This is a genomic window from Nocardia sp. NPDC057668 (assembly GCF_042799795.1).
Classification (GTDB): Bacteria; Actinomycetota; Actinomycetes; order Mycobacteriales; family Mycobacteriaceae; genus Nocardia.
The window spans coordinates 84,065-96,123 of record NZ_JBHVIC010000008.1 but is presented as its reverse complement, the minus strand read 5'-3'; the positions used below and the strand labels follow the sequence as shown (position 1 = coordinate 96,123).

The window sequence follows — 12,059 nt, the reverse complement described above, 5'->3', positions numbered from 1 at the left end:
TCTTCGCCACCAGCCTGCATTGGAGTCGACCGCTCGCTGCCGTTGCGGCCGGCCTGCTCCGGTAAAGCGGATTGCCGGCACCCCGCTCCGGGATGAGCTGATTCGACCTGGAGTAGATCAAAACAGCTCATGCACAGGGGAATCGGGCATCATCTACGACTGAACTGTGTCTGGTTCGGAGGTGTACCCGGACGCGGCCTCGGTCGTCGCCTTGCCGCCCCCGGCGGCGAGCTGGGAACCGCATCATCGTGAGTTGTTGTGCGCGAAGGCTGTTCGGTGCCATGCGCCGCCGACGCGGTCGGGGTGATTGGCCGCGCCGTACGCCCGCCGGACAGAGCGTATCCCGAGTGGATGCAGTTTCCGTTGTCGCGCACGGCCACCAGCTCGTTCGGGGAGATGCGGCAGAGGGATCGCGACGGCCGGGCGGGTGCCGGTTACAGCATCGCGGCCGGGGTGGCGGCGACCAGGCCGCCGTCGATGACGAGGTCCTGGCCGTTGATGTAGGACGCCTCGGGGGAGGCGAGGAAGGTCACGGCCGCGGCGACGTCCTCGGCGGTGCCGAGGCGGGCCGCGGCGACAGTGGCGACCACTTCGGCGTGGGCTGTGGGAGAGACGTTTTCGTGGAACATCGGGGTTTCGATGTAGCCGGGGCTGACCGAGTTCACGCGGATGCGGCGGGGAGCCAGGTCGGCGGCGAGGGTGTGGGACAGGTTGTGGATCGCGGCCTTGGTGGCGGAGTAGACCGTGGCGCCGGGGATACCGCGGTGCAGGGTCCAGGACGCGTTGACGACTATCGCGCCGCCGTCGGTCAGCAGCGGAAGAGACTGCTGGATGGTGAAATACACGCCCTTGAAGTTGATTCCGACGATGTGGTCGAAGCTCTCCTCGGTGACCGCCTGGACGGGGTCGAAGACGCCGACCCCGGCGTTGGCGAAGACCACGTCGAGCCGGCCGAAGCGGGCGTCGATGGCGTCGAAGAGGGCCGCGCGGTCGGTGGCGTTTCCGATATCGCCGGGGACTGCCAGAATGCGTTCGGCCACAGCGGCTTTCAGGTCTGCGGGGTGATCGATGTCGACATGTGCCGTGAGTTCGGCCGCCGCCGCGTCCAATCGGACCTTGTCGCGACCGGTGATCACCACCTGGGCGCCTTCGGTCAGCAACCGTCGCGCCGTGGCGAGTCCCATGCCGCTGCTGCCGCCGGTGACGAGAGCGACGCGGCCCTGGAATCGGGGAGTGCTGTTTGTCATGCGTTTCAGACTGCGCGGCGCGCGGGCGGCGTGACAGTGTGCGGTCATCCCGGGTGTGGCACCACCAGGGTGTTCGATCGCTGTTCCAGCATCGCCGAGACTGTGGTTCTGAATCGTGGTTGAGTCTGAATACTGTTGTATCACAATGGAATTGGGCTATTGCAGGTGGCTATCGAGGAGTAGAATAGGGGTATGAATTCGGGAGGGGAATCCAGCATCGCGCACCATGTTGAAGGACATGGCGTCGCAGTGGAGGGCCTGCTCGAATCACCCCTGTATTCATCATCCGATGACCAGGTCATCGCGATGATGCACAAACTCGAAGCGGACTACCGCAAACTCGAAGCGGTGAAGCAGCGCTTCGCCCTCGAATGCGCGGCACGAGGACTGCCCGCGCGGGCCGGGATCAAGAGCCCGATCGTGTACCTGCAACAGACCCTGCGGATCTCGCATTTCGACGCCGCTGCCCGAGTGCGGAACGCGGACCGGCTCTCCACGGTGTCCGAAGGCAGTTTCCAGCGGCCACCGGTGTTCCCGCACATCGCCGCCGCGCAGCGCGCGGGAGAAATCTCCGCCGATCACGTGCAAGCGATCGTGAAGGTCCTGGACCGGATCCCCGCGAGTGTGGATCCGAAGCTGAAGGAACTCGCCGAGAAGACGTTGACCGATTTCGCGTGCGTCGGTGACCCGAAAGGGGTTACCCAGGCTGGTATCCGGGTCCTGGCCTATGCCGACCCGGATGGGGTGTTGACCGCGGACAAGGACCGGCAGCGGATGCGCGGGATCTGCATCGGGCGCCAGCGTGCGGATGGGATGTTCCCTATTTCGGGGTTGCTGACCCCGGAGTTGGGTGCGGTGTTCCTGCCGATGTTCGCCAAGTTCGCGCGACCCGGCATGTGCAACCCTGATGACCCGGACAGCCCGCACACGACCGCGCAACTCGGGATCGACACCGAAACCGACGCCGACGACAGCGACTTGGATGCAGCCACCGTCGCTGCGCGTGCGGTGTTGCGGGCTGCTGCCAAGCGTGATCACCGCTCCGAAGCCCAGCGCAATCATGATGCGTTGCTGCGGTTCCTGCAGCCGGACATGGGGCCCACCAAGCTCGGCTACCACCGAGGCCTGCCGGTCTCGACCGTGGTCACCATGCGGTTGACGGACCTGGAGCAGCGGACCGGGCTGGCTACCACGAATACCGGTGGCACGCTCTCGATCACCGAAGCGATCAAGCTGGCCGCGCGTTCGACCCCGTACCTGGTGATCGTGGATGCCAACGGCCGTCCCCTGCACCTCTCACGCGGTCAACGCCTGGCCTCGGTAGAACAGCGCCTGGCACTCACCGCGGTCGAACTCGGGTGCACCCGCCCCGGATGCGACGCACCCGCCACCCGCTCCGCCGTGCACCACATCAAGGAATGGGCCGATGGCGGCGAAACAGACATCGAGAACCTGACATTCGCGTGCGATGCCTGCCACGCACAGATCAACACCGGCCCGAACGGCTGGAAAACGATCGTCATGCCCGATGATTCGGAGCATCCGGGCAAAACCGGGTGGATACCCCCACCCCATATCGACCCCGCTCGCAGACCACGCGTGAACTTCCGTCATCACCCGCGTGTTCCGAGTCCTTCGGGGATTCCGGGTATCCCGACGCGGCGACTCTGCTAGTGCGCTGCCCCGCAGCCGAAACCCAAAAGCCAAGTCCCAAGAGCGAAGAGCGGCATTGGTGTTCGCTCCAGTGGCCGACGTAGCCCGAACCCGCACGCGCCGTGCGCCTTCCAGCGGGGTTCGGGAGGACAAGCAAGAGCAACGAGGCAGTGCTGGTCATGTCGCCTGCCGTACCCGACTTCGGCTCCCCGGCCGGGAGCGCCTTCGCCCTTCCAGCGTGGCTGGATGGCTGTGGGAACCTTCTCGAGACCTACAGACAAAGATCCGTCATCGCTGAATGCTGGTACTGCCTGAGAGGGTGATTGTGGTGAGCGGTAATCGATTCGAGGCTTGCTCGTACCCCACCGGTGGTGGATCACGTTTGTCGGCCCGGTAGGGCTGGTACCGCCGTCGAGGCTCCTATCCGGTCCCCGCTGGTATTCCGTTATCCAGGCTGCTTTGCCCCGGGAGGGCTGGAACCGCAGCCCGACTCTCTCAACCGCACTCCGCTGGTTCTCGTTATCTAGGCTGCTCTCCCTGAGGGGGCTGGAACCGCAGCTCGACCCCCGACTGATCCCCGCTGGTTCTCGTTATCCAGGCCGCTCTCCCAGAGGGGACTGGAACCGCAGCCCGACCCCCAACCGGCCCCCGCGGGGTGTCTCGTCATCCAGGCTGCTCTGCCCAGCAGGGCTGGAACCGCAGCCCGCCCACCCCAACCGCACTCCGCTGGTGTCTCGTTATCCAGTCGTCCACCAACGCAACCACTCACCCAACGACCCGATACCCCGACACCCGGCCACGCACACCCTAAACAACCCCCACATCCAACTCGACAAGCCGCTCAGCAGTCCCACTCTCCGGCCGAGGATGATAAAGCTCGAGAAACCACGACGGCTGATCCGTGACCGCCAACGTCGTGGTGTCGAAGTGCAGCTCACCGGCCTCCGGATGCGTGATCGCCTTGACCCCCTGCCGCGGTACGGCAACGTCGTGCCGAGCCCACAGTGCCCCGAAATCCACACTGGCGGAATGCAGTTCGGCGATCACACGCTCGAATTCCGGATCCCCCGGCGACTGAGCGGCGTCGGCTCGGAAAGCCGCCACGACGGCGGGTGCGGTTGCTTCCCACTGCGGATGAGCTGCCCGGTAGCGCTCGTTGGTGAAGAACGAGATCAAGCAGTTGTGGTCGGCGTCCCCGTATCCGAATACCGCGCGGGTCATCGCGTTGATAGCGAGGATGTTCCAGTATCGGTCGCGCAGTAGCGCGGGCCCCGCTGTCCACGCGTCGATCACTCGCCGTAGTTCCGGCCCGACTCGCGTGCTACTTCCGTGCCGCCCCGGCGGCGGCGCGGTGAGTCCCGCGAGCGTGAACAGATGTGCCATCTCGGCATCGTCCAACTGCAGTGCCCGCCCGATGGCTCGCACGACCGATCCCGATACGTTGATGTCTCGCCCCTGCTCGAGCCAGGTGTACCAGGACACTCCGACTCCGGCCAGCAATGCGACTTCTTCCCGCCGCAATCCCGGCGTCCGCCTGGTTCCGGTGGAGACGATGCCGACATCGGCGGGTGTGAGTCGAGCTCGCCGCGTGCGCAGGAAGTCTCGGAGCTGCTCTCGGCGCAACTCGCGCGCCGCCTTGGATGTGCCGGCCATATCGGCTGCAACACTAGTGGCCCGGCGCTTACTCCGGTCCACCGCACGTGCCCGCGAGGTCGCGTTTCGAATCGTTCGGCTCCGTGACCATCCGACCTGCGATCGAATCCGGTGACTACGCGACAGCGCCCGGCCGGGGATGCCGGCCGGGCGCTGTCGGAAGGGGGAGATTCGTCGAGGTCAGGAGACCGGGACGGTGTCGGCTACCACCTTGCCGAAGTCGAGCTTCACGATCTGGTCGGCGAGGTGGAAGTACCGGTCGTCGTGGGTGATCACGATGACCGTTTTGCCGCGGGCCTTCAGGTCGGCGAGGATCTCGGTGTAGAAGACCTCGCGGAACTTGGGGTCCTGGTCGGCGGCCCATTCGTCGAACAGGTAGATGGCGCGATCTTCCAGCAGGGCGGTCAGCAGGGCGAGGCGTTTGCGCTGGCCCTGGGACAGGTCGATGGTCGAGAGTTTCCCGTCCTTGACCGTCACCTTGTGGGCGATCTGCAGTTCCTCGAGGTAGTGCTGCACTTCGGCGTCGATGCCGGGGCGGTCGAAGCCCAGGTAGTCCTCGAAGAGGTGGAAGTCGGTGAAGATCGCCGAGGCGTTCTGCCGGTACCACTCCACGTTCTCGTGGTCGATGCGTTCGCCGTTGAGGGTCATGGTTCCGATTCGCGGCACGTACAGGCCGGTGATCAGTTTGGCGAGTGTGGACTTGCCACTGCCGTTGCCGCCCACGACGAATGAGATCTGACCGGGCTCGAAGACGAGGTCGATGGGCCCGAGTTTGAAGCCGTCGCCGTTCTCTTCCAGCGGTGGGTGCCCGAGCGGCGCGGGCCGACCGTCGTGCCCGCTGTGCTCGACGAACCTGTGCCCGTTGACATCCGGGCCGGGCGGTCGTGTTCCACCGCGATGCGGCGGGTGGCCGCCGGGGTGCCCCGGCTGTCCGCCGGGACCGGCGGGATGTCCGCCCTCGGGTCCGCCGGGATGCCCGCCGGGACCGTTCGGCGGTGCGCCCGCACCCTCGGGATGAGCCGGTGCTCCTGCCGGATGCCCCGGGGCACTGCCCTTTTCGGACTTCGCTCGCGCGCCCGGCCGCGGTGGCCGGCCACCCGGATGCGGTCCGGTGCCCTCGGGCGCTCCCGGCGTCGGGAACGGTGACGGCGCTTCGGACCGGTAGTTGTACCCGACTCCCGCCAGCTCGAGTCGCGCCGAGGTGACCGCGGGCCGTTCGGTGTACGGCAGTTCGTCCTCGTTGTGCATGGTCTCCATGGACAGGTTCATGCCGCGGATCTTCGCCAGTGCCACGTCACCGCGCAGCAGGTCCGGAATGCGATGCATGAAGTTCTGCATGGGCATCGACAGGAAGGTGGTCACCAGCACGTATCCGAACATGACCGGCCCGGGCACGTTGAGCGCTTTGGCGATCACGAACAGGATCAGGCCCATGGTGGCCAGCTGCAGCAGCTGTCCGAGCCCCTGCCCGATCGAGAATTTGGACGCTGCTTCGATGTTCTGTCCGCGCAGGGCCTGCGCTGATCCGAGCAGGTGCCGGTCCATGAAGTCGCGGCGCCGGCCGCGGTGCAGCTTGAGTTCCTTGATGCCCAGGGTCACGGCCTGGAAGGAACGCAGCAGCACGTCCTCGTTCTCGCGGGCCTCCTGGTACAGCCTGCGCACTCGCTTGAGGAAGATCTCGACGCAGGCGATGCCGACGAGTGTGCCCGCCACCGTGATGGCGAAGATCGGCCCGGACAGTACGAGCAGGAAGACGAAGCAGCCCACGATGGTGGCGACGTCGACCACGATGCTCGGAATCGCCGTCACCGCTTGGGAAAGCGCTCGCACATCCTCGGTCAGCGTGGCCATGAGCCGGTGCATGCCGAGCCGTTCCAGGTGCTCCAGCGGAGCCGAGACGATGCTCGAGCTCAGCTCCGCGCGGAGTCGGTAGATGGCGTCCTGCGCCAGCCGGATCAGCAGCACCTGCGACAGCACGCCGCTCACCAGGATCACCACCGCCGTGAGGGCGAAGTTCCCGACATGGACGTACGGCGGCGGTTCCGGCGAGACGATGCCGCGGATCAGCATCACCAGGAAGGTGTTGGCGATGCCGCATACCAGGCCCGTGGCGGTGACCGCCGCGATCCGTACCCACGAAATCGAGATGAGGAATCTGATGAGTTGCATTGTTACTGCGCTCTTTCGGAACGAATGTTCGCGTCGATGCCGGCGGTTCAGTGCCGGACGATGTCGAACAGGATGCCCTCGAGCGTGACGCCCGGGGCGAAGGAGAACGCGACGCCGGTGGAGATCGGCTTGTCGGACTCGACCTGGGCCGCCATCTGCTCGAGCACGAAGATGAGCGAGACGCTCAGCATGTTGCCGTAGCGCGCCAGCACATCCCAGCTCACCGCCGCGGCCTGCTCGGCATCGATGCCCAGCGATTTCGCGGACTCTTCGATGATCTTCGGGCCGCCCGGGTGGATGGCCCACAGATCGACGTCGGACTTGCGTAGTCCGTGCCCGCGCAGCATGTCGGTGATGACCGGATCCACCCCGCGGTAGATGTACTGCGGCAGGTTCTCCGACAGTTCGCAGGTGATGCCGTTGTCGTTGACGCCCAAGACGATTCCGTCCTCCGCGTCGTCGAACAGGTGGCTGAAGCCACCGCGGATGACGATCTTGCCCGGGGCCAGCTGCTGATGCACCTGGCCGGCGCCGATGACGACCGCGCCGCAGCCGTCGCCGAACAGGCTGTGCGTGATGACGTCGTTGATGTCGTCGTCGAACACCGCGTTCACCGAGCTGAGCTCGAGGCAGATGACCATGGCCTTCTTGTCCGGGTGTGCCCGAACGTAATCCACCGCGGCGCGCATGCCGTTCATCGCGGCCGCGCAGCCCATGAAGTTGATGACCATCCGGTTCACGGTGGGGGACAGCCCGAGCTGCTTGACCACCGCGACGTCGACCCCCGGTGCGATGAAGCCGGTGCTGGTCACGAAGATCAGCATGCCGAGATCGGCTGCGGGGTCATCGATTCCGGCGATGGCCCGGCCCGCTACGTCGACCGCGAGCGGCACCGCGTGCTGGTAGAACAGGTTCATGCGCTCGCGAATGGTGGCCGGTCGCTGGCTGAACGGCAGGAATTCCGGATCCAGCGGATCGATCGCCAGGCGCCGGGTGGTGATCCGGGTCTTCTGGTAGACCCGCGGGATGCGCGCCTGCTGGGCGGGATCGGTGAATCGCTCGGCCACCCGGCGGGCGGCCTCGGCCTGATCTACACTCGGTGCGGGCGAACCCGTTGCGATGCTTTCGATTACGCCGACGGTGGACGGCGGCGCCGGCGGCAGCACCCGCTCGACCAGCCCCTCGACCCGGTCGTAGCGCTCGCTCGAGCCGTGGTGACGGTTCAGAGCCTCGGGGCGCGCGGCGCCCTCGTCAATGGTGATAGACACGAAATTACTCCCCTTCTTTCGATAAAGATATTGCGCTGCTGCGCTATTGCGTTAACGACCGGCGAAATCGATTCAGACAGTGCCGATTCCGGAGAAGCCCTGGGCGGTATAGACGACACAGGTCTTCAAGGCCGATGGCGCGAAATGCTCGCGGAAGAAGCCCCACTCCCGTTCTTTCGCTTCATCCGAGGCCGCGAGAATGTACGTTCGGATCTGCTTCGGAAAGCGATCCGTGAAGAAACTCTTCGCCGGCAGCCATTCAACATCGAATTTGGCTGCCTCTTCGCGCAATACGTCCTCGGTGGCGATATTGGCGAAGCCACTGCGCTGATAGGGCAGCACATGGTGGACTCGGTGCGAGCTCAGGCCCGCGGACAGGAAGCAGTCGACGTAGCGATTGCCGATGACCTTGAGGTCGTAGGCCTGCTCGAGCTGATTGATGCCCCAGTCCTCGGTATTGGTCTCGATGTGCTCGGTTTCCACTTCGAAGTCGTGGCTGGCCACGACCAGGAAGGTGCTGATCCACATCGTGAGCACGAATTGCAGTGCCCAGGCCCAGAAGTCGCCGGCCAGGGTGAACACGACGAGCTCGCCCACCAGCAGGAAGCGCACGCCGAAGGATCCGATGAAGTGCGGCAGCGCACCGCCCCAGGTGCCGTACATGTCCTTGATGCCCACCTTGCGGGTGAGGCGGCAGACGTCCAGCAGGCGCATGATCATGCCGGTCACGGTGTGCCCGAACTTGTGCATGGTGTGCACCGGAACCCGGTACAACCTGGGGATTCGCATCATCATGGTGAAGACGTTCTTCTTGATGTCGACTTCACTCTGGGTGTGCGGGTGGTGCAGCAGCGCGTGGCCGTCGGCGGTGACGAAAGCCAGTGCGACGTAATTGAGGTCGAAGGCGTTGACCCAGATCTTGTTCATGCCCTTCTGGGCACGGTGGATCGCGTAGTGCCCGAATCCGGCCAGTGAGCTGCGCAGCAGCACCATCGCGATCACGAAGACCGGCAGCGGCATCCAGCTGGTGTCCCACAGTCGCAGGCCCTGCACCGCAAAGTACAGCACCGCCAGGGTCGCCACGACGACGTTGAAAATCTTGTCCATGCGCTTGACGCGCGCGGCCAGTGTCGGATCCTTGAGCCGCTTCTTCACCTGATGCAGCAGGTCGTTCTTATTGTCGAACTGGTACTTGGGGGTATCGCGCCAGCTGTCGAAGCCTTCCTTGAACAGGAAGTCGGGCGCGTTCGCCTTGGGGTGAATGTCCTCCGGCAGTGCCTGTCGATCGAGCGAGTAGCGCTCGATCAGTTTGGCGATGCCCTCCGGATTCTTGTGGTACGAACCGATAATCGAGGTGATGTCCCGATTCTTGGTACGGCCGATGAAGAACTCGCCGCCGGGATGCTTGGAGATCCAGTCGCTCAGGTCGTAGGCTTTGCCGTTGTAGACCCAGACGTTCGACACCGGAGGCGGACCCGAGGGCGGAGGTGGACGGAGTTCCCGCTCCTCAGTTTCCGGGCGGTCGTTCGTCATCTCAATCCTCCATGTCTGACCGGCTGCCTGTCGGGCCGATCAGGGTTCCTAGCTACCCCTGATGCCTAACGCACACACCGCATTCGAGCGTTGTGTGGTTATCGTGCGTGTAGCGCCTTGCATTTCACTGAATAAACGCTTGCGCCGCCTCGAGCGGCTGTGTGATCTTGCGGCGCGGTCGTGCGATCTCGCGGCGGCCGGACGCCACCGCGGCCCGAGACGACAGCCGGTCCGGGACCGCGCACGACAGTCGTTGCCGCCGTGGCGCTTTCCCGGACCGGTGCTCCGCGTGGGAGCGAGCAGCTAGGACCTAGCCGGCGGGCTTGACGACGTTGACGTCCTTGCCCCAGCCGGAGAGGGTCAGCTTGATGTTGCCCGAATCCTTGGTGACGACGGCGCGAACCAGGTTCGGGCCGGTGCCGGGGGAGGCGTCCGCGGAGGGACGAGCCGCGACCGAGGTGGTCGGCGGCGCGACATCGGCGATCCACAGGGTGATCGGCAGGACGCCGGCCTGCTGGCCGATGCGCGGGACGACCGGGTCGATGACCGAGGAGTCGATGGTGCCGGTGACCCGGACGGTGTTCACGCCGTCGATGGTCTCGCGGGCCTCCACCTTGGGGTTCTGCACCTGGGCGATGACGTGGGCGATGCCCTTGTCCTTGTCCAGGATCACGCCCGGATCGTAGATCTTCTCCGCGGGGCCGACGGGGGCGTACTTGGAGCCGTCACCGGCGTACAGGGTCTTGTCCACCACGAGGAACTTGGTCTCGGTCCAGGTGGTGTCGCCTTCCTTGACCCGGACCTTGGCCTCGCCGACCGCCTGGCCCTCACCCTGCGGCTGGTTGGTGATGTCGGCCTTGACGTAGTCCACCGGCAGGTTGGGGATGTCGGTGACCTTGAGGTCCAGGTGGACCGACTGCAGGGTCTGGGTGGTGCGCGAGCACTCGGCCACCAGCTGGCCGCCCTCGGGGAGCGGGCCCGTGGCGGGAGCCGAAGAGCTGGTGCTGGATTCGGAGTCCGAGGTGCAGCCCGTCACCAGTGCGCCGAACAGGGCCGCCGCCGCGACCATGGCCGGGACGAGTGCCCGGCGACGCCGATGGGAGCCGGTCCCGCGGGAAATGGAGTCAATCATGTACAACCCCCGAAGAGTTCGTGATCTCGGTATGCGGGCGGCTGCCGCCACCCGCGTCGTAGTATGCAGCACCCGAGATGCATTCCGCATGATCGGGCGGCACACCGGCATCCAACCAGGGTGGTCGCGAACGCGCCAAGGCTTTTGTCGCGGGTGTCGCGAAACCCATTCCCGGATGCTTACTTTCAGGTGGTAGCGAGAATTGGGCTATCGGTCGGCAATAGCGTTTTTCCAGCGCTGTCGACCGCGCTGCAATGTCGAACAGGGGCACTCCCCGCATATCAAGCAACTGTTCGGCAATCACTACGAATCCGCACCCCCCGGTGCGTTCGGCGGCGGCGAAGCGTGGGTCATGGCTCGAGCATGGCACGGCCCACCGACAGGCTCTCCGCGTCGGATTCGCGGCCACGAATGGTCTTGTGACCGAACATGTGTCCATGCTTGCGGCCGCCGCGTCCCGAGGGTAACCTGCGTCACAATCAAACTGAAACCGAATCGTACCACTTTAAGTCCGGAGCGAGGGAACGACAATGACGACGACCCGCCGAAACCCCTGGGGCCGTGGCGCTTTCGCGGCCGGCCTGTGCGCCCTCGCCGCCGCCGCGCTCTCCGCGCCCGCGCAGGCCGCCCCGGCCGACGGCGGCGCGGAATACGTCGCCCTCGGCGACTCCGGCGCGGCCACCACCGGGATCCAGAAGTTCGACTCCGGTGCGCCGCTGCAGTGCATCAGGTCCACCGCCAACACCCCCAAGCTGGTCGCCGCCGCGCTCGGGGTGCGCCTGGACGATCGCAGCTGCAGCTCGGCCAAGATTCCGCACCTGACCACCTCGCAGGGCGCGGGCATCGCGCCGCAGTTCGAGGCGCTGGGCCCGGCCACGAAACTGGTGACCGTGCACATCGGCGCGAACGACGCGTCCATGACGACCTACATCCTGAGCTGCCACCTGGGCGGGGTGAAGCAGTGCGCCGATCCGGCGTGGGACGCCAGCATCGATGCCATCGCCGGCTCGTACGCCGCTGCGCTGCAGCAGATCTCGGCGCTCGCGCCGAACGCGAAGATCTACGTGGACGGCTGGCCGACCTACGTTCGCGACGGTGGCTGCGCCGACCTGCCCGGCCTGCGCCCCCAGGACGCGGCCGTCGTGCAGCGGGCCTTCGACCGGCTCAACACCGTTGTCGCGCGTGAGGCCGCCGCCAACGGAGCGACCTACATCGACACCCGTGCCGGATCCGTCGGCCACGACATGTGCGCCGCGCCCGGCGTGCGCTGGTTCGATCCGTTGCTCGCGACCCAGACGCTCATTCCGTACCACCCGACCCTGGAGGGCATGAGCGGCGTCGCCGACATCATCGTCCGCGCGATCCGCGCGGACGGGAACTGAACCGGCCGCGACTCGGCGGCCG

Annotated in this window: 9 protein-coding genes; 2 read left to right on the top strand and 7 right to left on the bottom strand. The window is 65.9% G+C overall.

The features are described 5' to 3' along the window. Positions 1–434 precede the first annotated feature (434 nt). Entirely contained in the window at positions 435–1,247 is an 813-nt protein-coding gene (locus ACFVBH_RS36500) for an SDR family NAD(P)-dependent oxidoreductase (protein ID WP_379008893.1), read from the bottom strand. A 192-nt stretch (positions 1,248–1,439) separates the two neighbouring features. Between ACFVBH_RS36500 and ACFVBH_RS36495 the strand changes: the two genes are divergently transcribed. Then, the gene (locus tag ACFVBH_RS36495; protein WP_379008890.1) at positions 1,440–2,921 is read left to right on the top strand and encodes a DUF222 domain-containing protein; all 1,482 of its coding nucleotides are present in this window, start codon (positions 1,440–1,442) and stop codon (positions 2,919–2,921) included. Between the two features lie 786 nt (positions 2,922–3,707). On the opposite strand, the gene ACFVBH_RS36490 is transcribed toward ACFVBH_RS36495, so the two are convergent. The 6 genes from ACFVBH_RS36490 to ACFVBH_RS36465 all read right to left on the bottom strand — a co-directional run bounded on the left by ACFVBH_RS36490 (position 3,708) and on the right by ACFVBH_RS36465 (position 10,959). Beyond that, positions 3,708–4,553 carry a helix-turn-helix transcriptional regulator gene (locus ACFVBH_RS36490; RefSeq protein ID WP_379008888.1) on the bottom strand — a complete coding sequence of 282 codons (846 nt, stop codon included), beginning with the start codon at positions 4,551–4,553 and terminating at the stop codon, positions 3,708–3,710. 180 nt (positions 4,554–4,733) lie between these two features. Next, positions 4,734–6,722: an ATP-binding cassette domain-containing protein gene (locus tag ACFVBH_RS36485; protein WP_354987820.1), complete on the bottom strand. Its 1,989-nt coding sequence runs from the start codon at positions 6,720–6,722 to the stop codon at positions 4,734–4,736. Between the two features lie 47 nt (positions 6,723–6,769). Further along, the gene (locus ACFVBH_RS36480) at positions 6,770–7,990 is read right to left on the bottom strand and encodes a type III polyketide synthase (protein WP_379008885.1); all 1,221 of its coding nucleotides are present in this window, start codon (positions 7,988–7,990) and stop codon (positions 6,770–6,772) included. 72 nt (positions 7,991–8,062) lie between these two features. Continuing rightward, entirely contained in the window at positions 8,063–9,523 is a 1,461-nt protein-coding gene (locus tag ACFVBH_RS36475) for a fatty acid desaturase (protein ID WP_354987821.1), read from the bottom strand. A 310-nt stretch (positions 9,524–9,833) separates the two neighbouring features. Next, on the bottom strand, positions 9,834–10,655 hold the full coding sequence (locus tag ACFVBH_RS36470; RefSeq protein ID WP_354987822.1) for an LppX_LprAFG lipoprotein: 822 nt from the start codon (positions 10,653–10,655) through the stop codon (positions 9,834–9,836). Beyond that, complete coding sequence (locus ACFVBH_RS36465; RefSeq protein WP_379008881.1) at positions 10,648–10,959, bottom strand: hypothetical protein; 312 nt, start codon at positions 10,957–10,959, stop codon at positions 10,648–10,650. The genes ACFVBH_RS36470 and ACFVBH_RS36465 overlap by 8 nt, the downstream gene beginning before the upstream one ends. A 226-nt stretch (positions 10,960–11,185) precedes the next feature. Here ACFVBH_RS36465 and ACFVBH_RS36460 point away from each other — a divergent pair, with 226 nt between their 5' ends. Beyond that, on the top strand, positions 11,186–12,037 hold the full coding sequence (locus ACFVBH_RS36460; protein WP_379008879.1) for an SGNH/GDSL hydrolase family protein: 852 nt from the start codon (positions 11,186–11,188) through the stop codon (positions 12,035–12,037). The last annotated feature ends 22 nt before the right edge of the window (positions 12,038–12,059 follow it).

Coding starts and splice junctions, on each gene's coding strand:
- ACFVBH_RS36500 (WP_379008893.1), bottom strand. CDS start 1,247: ATGACAAACAGCACTCCCCGATTCCAGGGCCGCGTCGCTCTCGTCACC.
- ACFVBH_RS36495 (WP_379008890.1), top strand. CDS start 1,440: ATGAATTCGGGAGGGGAATCCAGCATCGCGCACCATGTTGAAGGACAT.
- ACFVBH_RS36490 (WP_379008888.1), bottom strand. CDS start 4,553: ATGGCCGGCACATCCAAGGCGGCGCGCGAGTTGCGCCGAGAGCAGCTC.
- ACFVBH_RS36485 (WP_354987820.1), bottom strand. CDS start 6,722: ATGCAACTCATCAGATTCCTCATCTCGATTTCGTGGGTACGGATCGCG.
- ACFVBH_RS36475 (WP_354987821.1), bottom strand. CDS start 9,523: ATGACGAACGACCGCCCGGAAACTGAGGAGCGGGAACTCCGTCCACCT.
- ACFVBH_RS36470 (WP_354987822.1), bottom strand. CDS start 10,655: ATGATTGACTCCATTTCCCGCGGGACCGGCTCCCATCGGCGTCGCCGG.
- ACFVBH_RS36460 (WP_379008879.1), top strand. CDS start 11,186: ATGACGACGACCCGCCGAAACCCCTGGGGCCGTGGCGCTTTCGCGGCC.